Genomic DNA, 16374 nt, shown 5'->3' on the forward strand with positions numbered 1-16374 from the left:
GTCGTGGCTTCACGGCCGATGTTCATAATGACGATTGTTTGGATCGTTTCAACCTTGCGATCTCATCTTGTTCCAGACTGTGCCGGACAGCCGCCATCGGATCGTCCGAAAGCAATCCATCCAGCGCCGATGTGACGGTCGCGCGGAATGTCTCGTTCGCGGCAAGGCCGGGATCGAAAATCGTATCGATCGCCAGGATGGCGGAGGCCAGCGCCGGCGCATCGTGGCCGGTTGCGTCGGCGATATCAGCAACCTTGCCGGCATAGGGGTCCGACACCGGCCAGCGTTTGCCGAAGCGCGCCGAGGCCAGGATCAGATAGGCCATCCAGCCGGCAACCGGCACCGACAGCAGGCCGATGCTCTTGTCCTGCCGCAAACGGTCGCGGATCGGGTTGAGCAGGCGCTGGACGATCTTTTGCGAACCGTCGGTGGCGATCTGGTGGTTGCGGTGGCGGATCGCCGTGTTCTTCAAGCGGCCGAGGCTTTGCTCGACATAGGCGAGAGGCAGGACACCGGGCACCGGCATCAGCGTCGGCAGCGTTTCCTCGACCAGCATGCGCCTGATGAAGACCGACAGCAGCGGGTCGGCGATGGCATCGAAAGTGTGTTCGAGGCCGGCCAGCACGCCGAGCGTGGCCAGTGTCGTCTGGGCGCCGTTCAGCACCCGCATCTTGAGATGCTCGAACGGCGTGACGTCGTCGACGAAGGTCGCCCCGACGAGATCCCAGCGCGGCATGCGGCCGGCGAATTTATGCTCGATCACCCATTGCCGGAACGGCTCGCCGACGGCGACGGCGCCATCGCGGTAGCCGAACCATTGCTCGACGCTGTCGAGGTCATTCTGCGTCACCGCCGGCGCGATGCGGTCGACCATAGCGGACGGGAAGGCGGCGTTGGCCGCGATCCACTCGGCAAGACCATTGCCGCGCCGTTCGGCAAAGCTCCGCACGGCAGTTTCCAGGATGGTGCCGTTGGTCGGGATGTTGTCGCAGGAGAGCAGCGTCATCGACCGGCCATGCGTGGCCCGGCGCAGCTCCAGCGCCCGGGCGAGAATACCGGGCACGCTACGCGGCGCTTGCGGGTTGGCGAGATCATGGACGATGTCCGGATGATCGAGATCGAGCGCGCCGCTCGACGGGATGTGGCAATAGCCTTTTTCGGTCACCGTCATCGTCACCAGTTCGATGTCGGATGAGGAGAGCACGCCGAGCGCCGGCGCGGCGCTGTCCTGGCTGTCCACCACCTTCACGATGCTGCCGATGACGCGGGCTTCGATGTGGCTGTTTTCGCGGATCAGCCTTGTGTAGAGCCCACTCTGCCGGCCAAGCGTTTCGGCGAGGTGAGGTGGGCGGATGTTGATGCCGACAACGCCCCAGCGGTCGAACTGGAGCGCGAGCAAATCGTCGGTGTATTCGGCCTGGTGGCAGCGGTGGAACGCGCCGACGCCGAGATGCGCCATGCCGGGTGCGAGGGTTTTCCGGTCATATCCAGGTGTCTGGACAGCGGCTGGAAGCCGGTCCAGCAGGTCCGGCCCGAGTGTTTCCGGCGATGCCGAAGCGGCGTTCACCGGTTCGCTCCGATCACCGACTGCTCCTGATCGATCACGGCGCCGGTCATCGGGCCGGCCGCGTCGGAAAGCAGGAAGACGGCAAGGTTGGCGATGTCATTTGGCGACAGCAGCCTGCCGAAAGGCTGCGCGGCGTTGGCGGCGTCGAGCCAGCCGGGGCCGTGGCCGAGCGTCTCTGACTGCATCACCCGTTCGGCCGGCGTGTCGGTCCAGCCGACATTGATGCCGTTGACGCGGATGCGGTCGAAGCGGTGGGCGTTGGCAGCGTTCTTGGTCAGCGTCGCCAGCGCGCCCTTGGTGGCGGAATAGACGGCAAGCTCAGGCGAGCCGCAATGGGCGTTGATCGACAGGATGTTGACGATGGCGCCGGGCTCCCCGCGCTTCCTCATGTCGGCGATGGCAGCCTGCATCAGGAAGAACGGCGCGCGCGCATTGACGGCGAACAGCGAGGCCCAGTCGTCGAGGCTGGCATCGAGGAAGGAGGCGCGGTCGGTCAGGCCGGCGGCGTTGACCAGGCCGTCGACGCGGCCGAAGCGCTCGATACAGGCCTGCGCCAGAAGGGCAGGGGTTTGCGGGTCTCCAAGGTCGGCGGCAACGAAGATGGTCGGCGTGCCGGTTGCCGACAGTTCCGCCGCCACGGCATCGCCGCGTTTACCGTCGCGTCCGGTGATCAGCAGCCCGCCGGCGCCGGCGCGCGCGAGCGTCTCGGCGATGGCGCGGCCGATGCCTTGCGTCGCGCCGGTGACCAGCACGACCTTGCCTCTGAGATGAAGCTCCATTCCTCCTCCCGGAACAAAGTTTCTATTTTTCGAAATATGGAACGGCAATTCCCGATAGTCAATTGTGCCAGCATCACCTTATGTGCCACGCCGTGCCGCGACGCCTTGGGCCAGCGCCATGCCGACCGCCAGCGATGCCGCCAGCGAGCGGAAGCCGGCGAAGTCGGATTCCACCACTTCCAGCCAGCTGTCCGACAAAGGGATCAGCGGGCTGAAGGTGCTGTCGGTGATGGTGACGATGCGGGCCTTGCGCTCATGCGCCACGGCGACGAGGTCGGGCGTGATCGAATTGTAGGGGCTGAAGGAGACGGCCAGCACGGCATCTCGGCCGCCGATGCAGCCGACCTGGTCGAGCGCGGACGAACCGACATTGTCGACCAGCACATTGCGCACGCCTTGCTGCGACAGCGTCAGCGACAGATAGGCGGTGACCGGGAAGGCACGTTTGGAGCCGATGACATAGATCAGGTCGGCGGTCGCCAGCAGTGTCACCATCGTCTCGAAACGCTCGACATCGAAGCCGGCCTCGATGCGGCCAAGCGAAGCCTGCGAGGCGCCGACCATGCCATGCAGGAAATGCATGGCGGCATGGGGCTCGGCTTCGGTGCGCGGCTCGCCGCGCGCTTCGGGCCACGAGCCCTTGACGTGCTCCTTGAACAGGCCCTGGAAATCGGAAAAGCCGGAATAGCCGAAGATCTGGGCGAAACGCACCAGCGTCGAGGGCTGCACGCCGGCCTGCGCGGCCACCTGTGCGATGGTGCCGAGCGCGACATCGCTCGGATGCTGCCACATGAAGATCGCCACCTGGCGCAGACGCTTGGGAAAATGCACGGTGCCGGAGGAGAGCACCGCGCGCAGTTCCTCATAGGTTTGCGGCTGGATATAGCCCAACGCCGCCAGCGAGCGCCCACGCTTGCGCGTCGCCGCCTCGTCGCTGAGAGATCGTCCCGATGATTTGCCCGCCCCACTCATGATCTCAGGCTAGCGCGGCACGATCGTATTACAATATGGAAATTGGAAATCGTGTTCGAAAGTGGTAGCCGAGCTAGAGGCTTGGCGCGTCGCCAATGATCTGCCCGGAGGAGAAAACATGGTCTACGCAACGTCGGATGGGTCGGCGGGCAAGCGGCTCAGGGTCGGCATGGTCGGCGGCGGCCGCAATGCCTTCATCGGCGCGGTGCATCGGCTCGCCATGCGCCTCGACGACCAGATCGCGCTGGTGGCCGGCGCGCTGTCTTCCGACCCTGAAAATGCCGCCGCTTCCGCCGCCGAGATCGGTATCGCGCCGGAACGCAGCTATGCCGATTACCATGCCATGGCGCTGGCGGAGGCCGTGCGGCCTGACGGTATCGAGGCGGTCGTCATCGTCACGCCCAATCATCTGCACGCGCCGATCGCCACCGCCTTCCTCGAGGCCGGCATCGACGTGATCTGCGACAAGCCGCTGTCGACCACGCTCAGCGACGCCGAGGCGCTCGTGGCGCTGGCGAAGGCGAAAAACCGCCGCTTCGTCGTCACGCTGAACAACACCGGCTACGCCATGGTGCGGCAGGCGCGCGAGATGGTGGCGGCGGGCGAGCTCGGCCGGATCGTGTCGGTGCATGGCGCCTATATCCAGGACTGGCTGACCAGGCCGATTGACGCCGAGGGCCAGAAGCAGGCGGAGTGGCGCACCGATCCGGCGCGGGCAGGGCAGTCTGCGGTGCTGGCCGATATCGGCGTGCATGCTTTTAATCTGGCGAGCTATATTTCCGGCCGCGAGGCCGAGGCGGTGTCGGCCGACCTGTTCACCGCCGTGCCTGGGCGCCGGCTCGACGACAATGCGCATGTGATGGTGCGCTGGACGGATGGAGCGCGCGGCACGATCCTGGCCAGCCAGACCTCGCCCGGCCACTACAATGATCTCTCCGTGCGCATCTATGGCGACAAGGCCGGGCTGGAATGGTCGGGCGGTCGGCCGGAGGAACTGCGCTTTTCGCCCTATGGCGAGGAAACCCGCACGCTGGTGCGCGGCGGCCATGGTTCGACGGCGGAGGCCCGGCGCGTATCGCGAATGCCGGCGGCGCATCCCGAAGGCTATATCGAGGCCTTCGCCAATTTCTACCGCGACGCCGCGGATATTATTCGGGCGCATCGGTCCGGTGGGGTGGTGGATGCAGCAAGGGCCGCGCAGGTGCCGGATGTGGTCGACGGCGCGCGGGGTGTGAAGTTTGTCGCCGCAGCGGTGGAGTCGAACGCGGCGGGCGGGGCGTGGACGGCGGCAAGGTTTACGGTCAACGGACACTAGGGCCTTTCCATCCCGATGGAATCGGGACAGGTCCATTCAGCAGGCCCTTCGGTGAAGAAACCCCGCCGGAATTACTGTCGCGGGGAAGTTGGATTCAAATGGATTCGGATCGCGTTTTGCCATATACTCTCCATAGCTAAACAAAGGGGGAGACGATGGCTCGAATTCGGCGAAACGTCTGGAGTCTTGCGCAGCCCTGGGATCCTGTTTTGCTGTGGTATGCTCGTGGCGTGCAGGCCCTTAAGGCGCGGCCCTTCCCGGATGTCACCAGTTGGCGATATCTTGCTGCAATCCACGGTATCGAAGAACAGATCTGGCGTGAGTTCGGCTGGCTCAAACCTGCCGAACACCTGCCGCAGACGCCTGAATTCAAGAACCAGGATCAAGGCCAGTGTCAGCATCATGGCTGGTATTTCGTCCCCTGGCACCGCGGCTATCTCGCGGCTTTTGAAGCCATTGTCCGCGCCGCCATCGAGAAATTGCCCGGCGCGCCGACGGACTGGGCGCTGCCTTACTGGGACTACAACAGCAAGGCCGTCGCCAACCCCCGCGCTCTTCCTGAAGCTTTCGCAAAGAACGTCTGGCCCGATGGTGGCGACAATCCGCTGTTTGACAAACGACGCTATGGCCGCGGCGACGGCGTGGTGGTCATCCGGCCACAGGACGTGGATACCAAGACCGCGCTGACCGATGGGCAGTTCGAGGGCGTCACCAACGGTTCACCCGGCTTTGGCGGTGTGCGCACGCCGTTCCAGCATGACGCGGATCGCGATCACGAAGGCTGGCTCGAGCAGGTGCCGCATGATGTGGTGCATGGGCGAGTGGGCGGAAGCCAGGCCGGTCAAGACCCAAACGACTGGCGTTTCGCGGGCCTCATGTCGATGCCGGAGACGGCAGGGCTCGATCCCATCTTCTGGCTGCACCATGCCAATATCGACCGGCTGTGGGAGGTCTGGCGCAAGCGTGACGCGCGTCACAAGAACCCGACCCTCTCCTCATGGCTCAATGGCCCGGCCGGGCGGCACAAGTTCATTCTTCCGCAGCCCGATGGAACGCGCAAACGATTTGCGCCGAAAGATATGCTCGACACAACCGCACCAGGGCTCAACTATGTCTATGAAGACATCAGCGATCCCTTTGCCGGGCAACAGCGCCTCGGCATCAGGCTGAGAACGTTGAGTGCGATGATACCAGGCGCCCAAGGCGTTGCAGGTCCGGAGGTCAGTTCCGTGGCTCGTCGAATTGCTTGGCGCCAACGCCAAGGCCGTCACGCTCTCCAACGCGCCGACGTCAACGACAATCAAGGTCGACAAGCCGACCGCCCGCAAAGTCACCAACAGCTTCAAGCTGAACGAGTTCGCGGCGCGGCCTGTCCCTGAACCGGACCGCGTGTTTCTCAACCTGGAGAATATCACCAGCGACAACAATGCCGCCGTGTTCGACGTCTATGTCGGGCTGCCCGAAGGCGCCGACCCGGCGGCGCATCCCGATAACCGGGCAGGGGTGGTGTCGCTGTTTGGAGCGCGCGCCGCGACGAACATGGCCAAACCGCATGGCGGTTCGGGAATGACGAAAGTATTGGAGATCACCGACACAATCGACCGGCTGCATCTGTCCGGCAATGCCGACCTCAGCAATCTGTCCGTGCTGTTCGTGCCGGTGAGTTCCGTCGGAGTGGGAGGGGTCTCGATCAAGCGCGTCAGCATCTATCGTCAGTCGAGCTGATGCTGAGACAATGGCTCCAGGCACGCGGTTTCGGCCCGCTCGGGCTTCTGCTCTGGAGCGTCAGCCTGTGTGCTTGGCTGCTGATTGTTGGGGGTGACCGGCTTCATGTCGCGCTGCCGCTGCTGTGCGGCGGTCCGCCCAACGCCACAATTCCTCAAGGCGTGTTCGCTCTCGAATTCGCGATACAAACAGTCGGCTGGCCGGCGCTCGCTGCTGGATCGGTGCTGATGGTGATCGCGATGATGGCGCCGGCGCTCGCCGGACCATTTCTGCATTTGTGGTATCGCTCCCTGTCACGGCATCGCTGGCGAGCGATCCTGCTCTTCATCGCCGGCTATCTGTCAATCTGGACGGTCGTCTGTGTGTTCCTGATCTTGACGGCCTACCTCCTGCACGGCTCGACGGGCTCGGAACTGGGCGCCGGGTTGGTGGTTGCCGCGGCAGGCCTGGCCTGGCAGGTCAGTCCGGCACGGGCACGTTGCCTTGCCCGATGTCACTTGCGTCCGCGGCTGTCGATCTTCGGCGTGGCGGCGTTCACCGATCCGCTGCTGTTCGGCCTCACCCTGGCCTGCTGGTGCGTGGCGACCTGCTGGGCGCTGATGCTTTTGCCGCTCTGCCTTGCCGATGCCCATTTGCCGTTGATGGCAGCGGGCGCGCTTCTCGTCGCCATCGAACGGACCAGGCAACCAAGGCCCGGCCGATCGGGTCTGGTTTTTCGATAGAAGTGGCGGCCTTGATCTAACAAGCCGGGAACAAATGAAAAGTCACCCGGCATCCAATTGCCTCGCCAAGTCAGCCAGCATGGGGCGCTGCCCGACAAGGATCTTGACCTCGGCCTCGGGTCGGCTGAACCAACCGGCTCTGTCGACCTCCGGAAATTCCTTCATCGACCCGGACCGCGGCGGCCATTCCATGGTGAAACTGTTGCTCTTGATGGTGGCGACATCGATCTCGGCTTGGGCCTCGACGGACCAGGCGATGACGATCTTGCCGCCCGGCTGCTTGTAGTCGCCGAGGCGCGCGAAGGGGCCGTCGATTGTGATGCCGAGCTCTTCCCCGGTCTCGCGCCGCGCGGCTGCCAGTTCGTCCTCGCCCTCGTCGACGAGGCCTTTCGGGATCGACCAGGCGCCATCGTCCTTCTTCGCCCAGAACGGGCCGCCGGGATGAACCAGAAGCACCTGGATATCCCCATCGTTTCGACGATAAATCAGCAGGCCCGCACTGCGTTTTGCCATTTTTGCATGCCCGTTTGCGGCGCCGGTGCGAGATCGGCTGATTCTCCAGGGATGATGGGCCGAACTTGCACCGGGAAATTGCGACGCTGTTTCAGATGCATCTGCATTGCACCTCACCCGCGAGTCCGGCAATCTGGTAGCATCGTTTTTTGGGCGGCGTCGAGAATCAGGTGGGCGTCCGGAATGCAACTCAGTCTGATCGGCTACTACAGCGACTTCGTGGTCTATCCGCTGGTGATCGCCATTTTGGGGGTGGCCGGGCTGATCGAGGCCGGGGAAGAGAGCGCGCCGGAATGGATCGGCACGGTGGTGATCTGTCTCGGCCTGTGGACGTTGATCGAATACGTCCTGCACCGCTTCGTCCTTCATCACGTGCCCTACATCAGGGATCTGCACGACCGTCATCATGTCGAGGAGCGCAGCCCGGTGGGCACGCCGACCTGGCTCAGTCTCGGCGTGCATGCGTTGATCGCACTGCCCGTTTGGCTGATCTCGGATTTCGCGACTGCCAGCGCCGTCGGCTGCGGGCTGATGCTGGGCTATCTCTGGTACATCTCAGTCCACCACATGATCCATCACTGGCATCCCGCCCATCCCAGCTATCTCTACACGCTCAAGCGCCGCCACGCGGTGCATCACCATATCGACGACAACGCCAATTTCGGCGTGACGTCGCTGCTCTGGGATCGGATTTTCGGCACGGCGCGGCTTTGAGGGCAGGGCAGTAGGGCGGCAGGGCAGTAGGGCGGTCTTATGTAGCAAACGCACCAAAGGTGGCGCGGTGATCGCGCTACTCGGTGCCGCTCTCTTGTCTGGCTCGCCCTTCTTGATAACTCGGCGGCCATTGCCCACTGTTCGCCGGTACTCATGAATCCAGCCAGCGGTGAAACTGGTCATCACAGCAACGGGATGCCGTGGCGGCTTGGTCTGGTTGAGGTCAGGCCCAGTCCACTTTGGGACATTGGGGATAAACAATCTGACTGCCGTGTCCATGTCGATCCGCGCGCGCTGCCGGTCAAAGACCGTCATATATTCAAGGATCAATTCGACCATGGCGAAATTCTTCCCCGGCGCACCCTTGCCAGTCGGGTCAACAACATCGTCGGGATGAACTCCGAAGGACAACATTTCATCGGCACCAGCGGGCCACAAATCAGTCAACGGAAAGGAACTGACCTTGAGGGGTTTAAGGGGTGGCTCAACATTTATCGGCTCTGTGCAGGGCCGATAGATCGCCTGCAGGTCGTATGCGGGGCTTTGGCCCGAATTCCGCACTTGGATTATAATTTTGGGCAGCGCATTCGCGTTGTTTTCGTACCAAGCTTTGGTAACGGAGATGTAGGCACGGGCTTGAGCCTCACCGATTTCGCGGCTGGCAACGATAGCGTCTTCCGCTGCCTTGGCGCTTCGTTCGGCCTGCTTGGCCCCAGCTTCGGTATGGATTGCAGCGTCTCTAGCAAACTTGGCAGCAGCACCGGCAGCGATGAGGGTACATGCGCCGACAATTGTTCCAGCGAGCACAAGCCAATAGGAGCGCATGGTCCAATCGGCCGACTCCTTGGCGGCGTCCGCAGCCTTCCACTGGGCGCAAAGGTCGGAATTGCGATTGTCTTGTCCTGCCTCGCAGGGTGGGTTGGGGTTTTCGGGTTTGTCGGCGTTCTCGACTGGCGGTTGGCTTATTGGCGGCGAAGTGGCGGGGGTCTGTTGGTGTTGTTCGGGCCTAGCCTGTTCTGCCTGCCCGCCGCTTTCTGGTGGTGAGGCGGCAGCGGCGAGTTGTGGAATTAGCACCATGAACAGCGCAAAGAATAGAACCCGCATCCCAATCCCCCCAGAATGCACAAGCATTCATCTTGCGGGAGAAGTGGCGACTCCACAACCGGAAGGATTCCTGCTTACCTGCCGCCCATGGGGTGGGCTGAGCGACACTGGCGGAAAATCATCGGCGGGTTTTTTCTCCTTTGGGAGGCCGCTCGCCGCTTGGTCAGCTTGGGCGGTGACGTCGACTTCCTCGTTTCGCTTGCCCACGGCATCGGCTGGGTCGGCTTCATGATAGCCTGGCTGTTAAACCCTCCGATATGGTTTGGGTTCGCGGTCATATTTGCCGGCCTAGCACTTATCTATTGGGACAATAAGCGGCAGGCTGTTAGCGCAATATCAGCCCAGCAACCCACCGCGCTAGAAGCGTCTACGGAGGCCAAAAAGTCTGCGGCCGAAAGCGCGCCCAATCCCCCGACTGGCTTTCTTGATTTGCCGCTTGTTAGCGAAGCAAATCTCGGCGCCTACATAAACTCAAGTCGGCTCGTGAATAGCGCAGCCAAACAAATTGCAGACATGACGGGCAACACGTTACGGGAGGAGGTCGGCCACTACGGGCTCTTTGAGCATGTAGCGGCGCTCGGTGTTAAAAAATCCCGTGATTTGGAGGAATCTCTCCAAAAAGAGTTTGAGATTGTTGTTCAGTTGCCTCACTTTATGACGTCTATGACAAAGGTTCGGCGGTCAACCGTGATCTCCTTTCTTTTGCACGTATTAGAGTACCGGCGGTTTACCCTAGAAGAAAATTCTGCTTTCCGTCAAGGATTGAAGGCGTCCTCAACCAGTTTCGGATTTATACAGACCATAAGAGATGCAATTAGAGATATTGAGAACAATCTAAAGTCGTAATTCTTTCACCTCGATAGCCTCTAGGCACTGGAGGAGGAACGCGGCGGGAAACCCCCCGACTTATCTTGTTATTCAGGTTCCGCTCCGTTGCGTGAATGTCCATAGCCGCCAACTAGGCTGCCCCATGCCCGGATTTTATGGGAACCCACCCTTTAGGTCGTGCGGGAAGTTGGTGCGTTTGCTACATAAGACCGCAGTAGGGCAGTAGGGCGGTCGTTCAGCGCCGTTTGCCACGACCGCCGGGGGACTTGGCGCCGCGAGGTCCTGTTTGAACCGGCGTGTTGTGCGTGTTTTCGTCGGACAATTTGCGCCAGCGGGCAAGGCGCTCCGGATCGAGCGTGCCGGCCTTCAACGCAGCCTGCACCGCGCAGCCCGGCTCATGCACATGCGTGCAGTCGCGGAACTTGCACAGCGGTGCCAGTTCGGTGATCTCAGCAAACAGCGTGTCGATGCCGTAGCCGACATCGCTGACCTGCAGCGTGCGCATGCCCGGCGTGTCGATCACCCAGCCGCCGCCGGCAATGGCATGCAGCGACCGCGCCGTGGTGGTGTGGCGTCCCTTGGCGTCGTGCTCGCGAATGGCTCCGGTCTGCTGCGGCGCCTGCTGCGCCGATCCGGCCAGCGTGTTGACCAGTGTCGATTTGCCGACGCCGGAGGAACCGATCAGCGCCACCGTCTGCCCGACGCCGCACCAGGCGGCGAGGGCGGTCGCGGCGCCCGATATGCGCGGGTTCAGCGTCACCACGGCCAGGCCGCGCTGCAGCGCGGCGGCCTGGCTTTGGTACGCCTCGGCGTCTTCAGCCGTATCGGCCTTGGTCAGCAGGATCACCGGTGTCGTTCCGGCCTCGTTGGCCAGCGCCAGATAGCGCTCGAGCCGGGCGATGTTGAAGTCGGCATTGCAGGAGGTGACGATGAACAGCGTGTCGACATTGGCCGCGGCCAGCTGCGGCACCCGGCCACCCTGGGTGCGGCGTTCCAGCACCGTCTTGCGGGTCAGGCGGCGCTTCACAAGCTGATCATGCGGCTCGACCAGCACCCAGTCGCCGACGGCGTAGTCGCCGGTGGTGGCCTGTGGCGCCAGAGACAGGTCGGTTTGTCCCGTCTGGGACAGGCCGCCCAGCCGATCTCGATGCACCATGGCAATACGGACCGGGATGAGGTTTGCCTCGCCCGGTTCAAGCTGGTCGCCGAAAAACTCCGACCATCCAAGGGTGGCAAGCGATAGGGACGGGGCGGGGGAGGAGGCCGTCACGGCTTCGACCAAGGGTACGGCGTCGTAGGCATCGGACAGTATCTCTGGCAAAAGAGGGGGGCGCGGACCTCTCGACAGGCGATCCACCCGAGCCGTTGTATGGGCGGCATGGCGGGATTTGGCAAGCATTTCACGGCGAAAGGGCCGGGCTCACCCGTCAGTGACCTCGATTGTCGCGTTGATCCCCAGGAGAGCCTCAGGACAAGAAGCGGCTCGCCAGGCCGAAGTCCGCATTTTCTTGACAAGCCGCGCTGGCCGGATGTTACTGCCGCCAGCCGCTTGGGCTGGGGGACTTTGCCGTGAAGAAGACATATCAGAAGCCGGTGCTGGTGAAGCGCGAGCTGCTGTCCGCCGTGACCGCCGCGCCTGCCACGTCCGGGCGTTGATCGGGAAGCCGTAGGGCGAGGGGCTGACGCCTCCCGTTCTCACAGTTCCTTTTCCGCCAGTTCCCTGAATTCGTCGGGCACCGAGCGCGCCGCTTCCAGCGCCACCGTGCCGTAGCCGACGGCCTGTTTGCCGAAGCGTTCGCGGATCTTGTCGATGGCGCGGTCGGCGCCGAAGCGGGCGAGGCCTTTTTGGCTGCCCGGGCGGCGCTTCTCGTCGGCGAGGCCGAGCGGCAGGTCGAGCTGCAGCTCGGCACTTTCCTCGAGATGCGAGACCGAAATCGCGAGCAGCGAGATGGTTTTTTCCCCGGGATGGTCGGCGAGTACACCGCGCACCAGGTCGCCGGCGATTTCGGCCAGCATGGTCGTCGCCGAGATCGGCTGGTCGAGCGTGATCGAACGCGTGACGGCGCTGAGATCGGCAAAGCGCACGCGCACCGTTACCGTGCGGCCAGGCCGCGCCTTGGCGCGCAGCCGGCTGGCGACGCGGTCGGCCAGATGCAGCAAGGTCGGCACGATCACCCGCGCCACGGCGGGCTTCTGCCCAAGTGCCGATTGCGCGCCGGCCGAGTGCGCCCGGCGCTTGGTCTCCAGTTTCCTTGGGTCGCGGTTCCAGGACAGGGCGGCCAGTTTTTCGCCGGCGGCGGGGCCGAGCAGCCGCGTCAGCGCGCCGCTATGTGTCCTCGCCAGCTCGCCGATGGTCTCGACGCCGATCTCGGCCAGCCGCGCCTTGGTCGCCGGACCGACGCCCCACATCAGCGAGACCGGCAGATCGTGCAGGAAGGCGAGCTCCGTGCCGGGATCGACCACCACCAGCCCGTCGGGCTTGGCCACCTGCGAGGCGATCTTGGCCAGATGCTTGGTGCGGGCCACGCCGATCGAGATCGGCAGGCCGAGTTCGGCCCGCACGCGCCGGCGGATCGCCGTGGCGATCTCTTCTGGCTGCCCGAACAGATGCGTGCAGCCGGCGACGTCGGCGAAGGCCTCGTCGATGGAGATGCGCTCGACCACCGGCGTGAAATCGTCGAGCACTTTTATCGCCGCGTCGCCCAGCCGCTGGTAGTGGCTGAAATTGCCGCCAACGAAGATCAATTGCGGGCAGAGCTCGCGCGCCTTGCGCCCCGGCATGCCGCCGCGCACGCCAAAGGCACGCGCTTCATAGGAGGCGGCCAGCACCACGCCGCCGCCGACCGCGATCGGCTTGCCGCGCAGCGACGGGTCGAGCAACTGTTCGACCGAGGCATAGAAGGCGTCGAGATCGGCATGCAGGATGGTGGCTGTCGTTTCCATCCGGCTGCATATCCATGGTTGCTGATGGATTGGAACGAATAGAGAACAAATCGTGCACATATGTCAAGCGCCATGTCCGCATCCGCCTGTGTCATCGGCGCTCTTCCCGCGAAAATTGCACAACCAATGTCGGATCGCGGTTTTCAACAACGTCTTAAAGACGGGCAGCAAGGCTGTCAGCATACGCCTGAGTGCGGAAGGAGCACGACATGACCGACCACATCATCGCGCCTTACTCGGACTGGTTTGAAGCGCACAAAGCGCATCTCGCAAAAGAAAAGGCGTTTACGCGCCAGCGTCAACAACTCGCGGCGGAGCGGCGCTCACTGCCGTGGCTGCGCATCGACAAACCCTACGTTTTCGATACGATCCAGGGACGGAAATCTCTGGCCGATCTCTTTGCGGGGCGCAGCCAGTTGATCGTCTATCACTTCATGTTTCCGCCCAATGCGGACTATCGCTGCACCGGCTGTTCGTTCCTTTGCGACCACATAGACGCCGCCAACCAGCATCTCAGGCATCACGACGTCTCCCTGGTCGTCTGCGCGCGCGCGCCTCTGGCCGAGCTCATGGATTTCAAGGCACGGATGAATTGGCAGTTCGATTGGGCTTCGTCCTTCGGAAGCGATTTCAATTTCGACTTCCAGGTGTCGTTCACCGAGGACCAGATCAGTTCGGGCAAGGTGCTGTTCAATTTCGAAGAGGTCGCGATGACAGGCAAGGATCGCGGTGGCACGACCGTCTTCTACAGGGATGACGATGGCACGATCTATTGCACGTTCCAGGTGCGGGGCCGGGGCGGCGAGAACCTGATCGGGACGTATAGCTATCTGGACCTCACTCCCATCGGCCGCAATGAAAATGGCCCATCGCATACGCTGGGCGATTGGGTCCGCCTTCACGATGAATATGATGATCGCTGATGATCCGCCGCGCGGTTGGGCGACGCCCCTCGGGGCATCCTCCAAGAGCTTCGGCGATCAAGTTTTTGCCAGATGCTCGGCCCGCAGCGCTGCCTTCAACCGTTCCAGCGCCGGTTCGCCGCCGGCCGCCAACTCGTCGGCGATGCGGGCGAGATGATCGTCGGCCTTGCGGTGCTTGCTGCCCCAGGCGCCGAGCGCGGCCAGCACCGGCAGAAGGTCGATGCCGGCTTCCGTCAGCCGGTAGATCGCCTTCAGCCCGTGGCTCGGATCGTCGCTGCGGGTGAGGATGCCTTCGTCCTGCAGCGTCTGCAGCCGTTCGGCCAGCGTGCGCGAGGAGATGCCTTCATCCGACTGCAGGAATTCGCGAAAATGCTTTTTCCCGGCGAAGACCAGGTCGCGGATGATGAGCAGCGTCCAGCGGTCGCCGAGCAGTTCGAGCGACAGGCTGATCGGGCAGCCGGATCTTTCGCGGGTCGACATGTCTATGGTTCCATTTTTAATCACTTTACTATTGACATCATTTTTCCCACACGTAAATGGTTCCAAAAGTAAAGCTATTTCCCATGGGCCTGACAACGAGGAAACGATGATGAAGAAGCTGATCCTGCATATGCAGATGTCGGTCGACGGTTTTGTCGGCGCGAACGAAGACCATCGCTGGCAGCTCTGGGAATGGGGTGACGACATTGGCTGGGACGAGGAACTGAAGCGGGATTTCAACGCCGTCTTCGCCGGCATCGACACCATCCTGCTTAGCCGCAAGATGGCGGAGGAGGGCTATCTCAGCCATTGGGGCAATGCGGCGAAGAAGTTTCCCCGCGATCCGTTCTACGCCTTCGCCCAGCGCATCGTGGAGGCACGGAAGGTAGTGCCGAGCGACAGGTTGAAGGCTTCGCGATGGGAACGCACGACGGTGGTGAGCGGCGACCTGCCGCGCGAGGTCGAGGCGCTGAAGACGGGCGAGGGCGGCGACATCGCCGTCTTCGGCGGCGCCGGCTTCGCTTCGTCGCTGATCGCGGCCGGGCTGGTCGACGAGTTCCAGCTGTTCGTCAATCCGGCCGTGCTGGGCGCGGGACGCCGCATCTTCGACCAGGGCGGTTTTCAGAACCTCCGGCTGGTCGGCTCGAAGGCCTATGCCTGCGGCATGGTGGTCAACCGCTACGCGCCGGCGGGGTGAGGAGAGAGAAAATCCTGATCTGACGTATCCTTTTTGTCAGCCCATCCGTCTCTGGCTTGGAAGGTCGCAATCCGCGATCCGCAACCCTGGGAGACCGTCATGGCGAGCATCGAGAGCGAGGCAAACAGGAACCACTACGCGGCGATCGCCGCCAATGCCGGCAAAATGAGCCCGCAGGCGTTCGTCGAGTTCAACGATGCCAGTTGGACGGCGCTGACCGGCGAACCCGGCGGCGTCGACTATATCGAGGTGGATGCCGGCGGTGTGCCTGCCCTATGGATCGTGCCGAAAGGCGCCGACGAGCGGCGCGTGCTGTTTTATGCGCATGGCGGCGGCTTTCTCGGCGGCTCGATCTACACCCACCGCAAGCTGGTCGGCCATCTGGCCAAGGCCGTCGGCTGCCGGGCCTTGCTCTACAACTATCCGCTGGCGAACCAAGGCAAGTATCCGGCCCAGCTCGAGGCGGCGATGGCAGCCTGGAACTGGCTCATCGACCAAGGCTTCGACGCAAAAGCGATCGCGCTTGCGGGCGATTCCTGCGGCGCGGTGCTGACCTATGGCCTCCTGCAGCGCCTGCGCGCGCAAGGTCGGCCGCTGCCGGCCGCCACGCTGATGATGTCCGGCTGGTTCGACATGGCGCTGACCGCTGCCAGCTACGAAACCAACCGCGAAAAGGATCCTTTCTTCGCCAAGGGCGGCGTCGACTGGCTGGTGACCAACTTCATCGGCGACTACGATCGGCTCGATCCGGAGGTCAGCCCGCTCTATGCCGATTTGAGCGGCTTTCCGCCCGTCTTCCTGCAGGCCGGCGCCGACGAGACGCTGGTCGACGAAAGCCGCATGTTCGCCGAGCGCGCGCGGCAGGCTGGCATCGAGACGCGGCTCGACGTCTTCGACGGCATGCTGCACACGTTCCAGATGATGGCCGGCCGGGCGCCGGAAGCCGACGACGCGATCGGCCGCCTCGCCGCCTGGGTGCGGCCGAGGCTTGGGCTGCCGGATGCTGGCGACAATGTCGCCGACAGCAGAGCGGCCTGACCATGGGCCGACTTGTGGATGCGCGGCGCTTGCGCGATGCTGTGGCAATGCCGA

At 63.3% G+C, this 16374-nt stretch carries 16 protein-coding genes and 1 pseudogene; 10 read left to right on the forward strand and 7 right to left on the reverse strand.

Annotated elements, in window-relative coordinates; all coding sequences use genetic code 11:
• Positions 1-22: 22 nt before the first annotated feature.
• The 3 genes from AC0V8S_RS16090 to AC0V8S_RS16100 form a co-directional block, all read right to left on the reverse strand.
• Entirely contained in the window at positions 23-1567 is a 1545-nt protein-coding gene (locus AC0V8S_RS16090; RefSeq protein WP_475438320.1) for a mannitol dehydrogenase family protein, read from the reverse strand.
• On the reverse strand, positions 1564-2346 hold the full coding sequence (locus AC0V8S_RS16095) for an SDR family oxidoreductase (protein ID WP_475438321.1): 783 nt from the start codon (positions 2344-2346) through the stop codon (positions 1564-1566). The genes AC0V8S_RS16090 and AC0V8S_RS16095 overlap by 4 nt, the downstream gene beginning before the upstream one ends.
• A 78-nt stretch (positions 2347-2424) precedes the next feature.
• The gene (locus AC0V8S_RS16100) at positions 2425-3318 is read right to left on the reverse strand and encodes a MurR/RpiR family transcriptional regulator (protein WP_475438322.1); all 894 of its coding nucleotides are present in this window, start codon (positions 3316-3318) and stop codon (positions 2425-2427) included.
• Between the two features lie 118 nt (positions 3319-3436).
• Between AC0V8S_RS16100 and AC0V8S_RS16105 the strand changes: the two genes are divergently transcribed.
• The 4 genes and pseudogenes from AC0V8S_RS16105 (at position 3437) to AC0V8S_RS16120 (ending at position 7080) form a co-directional block, all read left to right on the forward strand.
• Complete coding sequence (locus AC0V8S_RS16105; RefSeq protein WP_475438323.1) at positions 3437-4633, forward strand: Gfo/Idh/MocA family protein; 1197 nt, start codon at positions 3437-3439, stop codon at positions 4631-4633.
• Positions 4634-4788: 155 nt separating this feature from the next.
• Positions 4789-5535: pseudogene (locus AC0V8S_RS16110) on the forward strand (tyrosinase family protein); the annotation flags it as partial.
• A 340-nt stretch (positions 5536-5875) separates the two neighbouring features.
• Positions 5876-6358 (forward strand): DUF7868 domain-containing protein, encoded by a 483-nt coding sequence (locus tag AC0V8S_RS16115; RefSeq protein WP_475438324.1) that lies wholly within the window; start codon positions 5876-5878, stop codon positions 6356-6358.
• Positions 6358-7080 (forward strand): copper chaperone, encoded by a 723-nt coding sequence (locus tag AC0V8S_RS16120; RefSeq protein ID WP_475438325.1) that lies wholly within the window; start codon positions 6358-6360, stop codon positions 7078-7080. Before AC0V8S_RS16115 ends, AC0V8S_RS16120 begins: the two co-directional genes overlap by 1 nt.
• A 42-nt stretch (positions 7081-7122) precedes the next feature.
• Here AC0V8S_RS16120 and AC0V8S_RS16125 read toward each other — a convergent pair whose 3' ends face one another.
• On the reverse strand, positions 7123-7593 hold the full coding sequence (locus AC0V8S_RS16125; RefSeq protein WP_475438326.1) for an NUDIX hydrolase: 471 nt from the start codon (positions 7591-7593) through the stop codon (positions 7123-7125).
• Positions 7594-7776: 183 nt separating this feature from the next.
• Between AC0V8S_RS16125 and AC0V8S_RS16130 the strand changes: the two genes are divergently transcribed.
• The 3 genes from AC0V8S_RS16130 to AC0V8S_RS16140 all read left to right on the forward strand — a co-directional run bounded on the left by AC0V8S_RS16130 (position 7777) and on the right by AC0V8S_RS16140 (position 10257).
• Complete coding sequence (locus tag AC0V8S_RS16130; RefSeq protein ID WP_475438327.1) at positions 7777-8307, forward strand: sterol desaturase family protein; 531 nt, start codon at positions 7777-7779, stop codon at positions 8305-8307.
• Positions 8308-8460: 153 nt separating this feature from the next.
• Entirely contained in the window at positions 8461-9351 is an 891-nt protein-coding gene (locus AC0V8S_RS16135) for a hypothetical protein (protein WP_475438328.1), read from the forward strand.
• Positions 9352-9570: 219 nt separating this feature from the next.
• Entirely contained in the window at positions 9571-10257 is a 687-nt protein-coding gene (locus tag AC0V8S_RS16140) for a hypothetical protein (RefSeq protein WP_475438329.1), read from the forward strand.
• Positions 10258-10474: 217 nt separating this feature from the next.
• Here the strand turns inward: AC0V8S_RS16140 and rsgA are convergent, their stop codons facing one another.
• Positions 10475-11521 carry a ribosome small subunit-dependent GTPase A gene (gene rsgA, locus AC0V8S_RS16145; protein ID WP_475438635.1) on the reverse strand — a complete coding sequence of 349 codons (1047 nt, stop codon included), beginning with the start codon at positions 11519-11521 and terminating at the stop codon, positions 10475-10477.
• A 413-nt stretch (positions 11522-11934) separates the two neighbouring features.
• Positions 11935-13182, reverse strand: a complete 1248-nt coding sequence (dinB, locus tag AC0V8S_RS16150) for a DNA polymerase IV (protein ID WP_475438330.1) — start codon at positions 13180-13182, stop codon at positions 11935-11937.
• 209 nt (positions 13183-13391) lie between these two features.
• Here dinB and AC0V8S_RS16155 point away from each other — a divergent pair, with 209 nt between their 5' ends.
• A complete protein-coding gene (locus tag AC0V8S_RS16155; RefSeq protein WP_475438331.1) occupies positions 13392-14105 on the forward strand; it encodes a DUF899 domain-containing protein in 714 nt (237 codons plus the stop codon).
• A gap of 57 nt (positions 14106-14162) precedes the next feature.
• On the opposite strand, the gene AC0V8S_RS16160 is transcribed toward AC0V8S_RS16155, so the two are convergent.
• Complete coding sequence (locus tag AC0V8S_RS16160) at positions 14163-14585, reverse strand: winged helix-turn-helix transcriptional regulator (RefSeq protein WP_475438332.1); 423 nt, start codon at positions 14583-14585, stop codon at positions 14163-14165.
• A gap of 109 nt (positions 14586-14694) precedes the next feature.
• Between AC0V8S_RS16160 and AC0V8S_RS16165 the strand changes: the two genes are divergently transcribed.
• Both AC0V8S_RS16165 and AC0V8S_RS16170 read left to right on the forward strand, forming a co-directional pair.
• Positions 14695-15282, forward strand: coding sequence for a dihydrofolate reductase family protein (locus AC0V8S_RS16165; RefSeq protein ID WP_475438333.1), 588 nt, complete (start codon positions 14695-14697; stop codon positions 15280-15282).
• Between the two features lie 99 nt (positions 15283-15381).
• Positions 15382-16320 carry an alpha/beta hydrolase gene (locus tag AC0V8S_RS16170; protein WP_475438334.1) on the forward strand — a complete coding sequence of 313 codons (939 nt, stop codon included), beginning with the start codon at positions 15382-15384 and terminating at the stop codon, positions 16318-16320.
• The last annotated feature ends 54 nt before the right edge of the window (positions 16321-16374 follow it).

It is taken from the genome of Mesorhizobium oxytropidicola, from assembly GCF_056174625.1.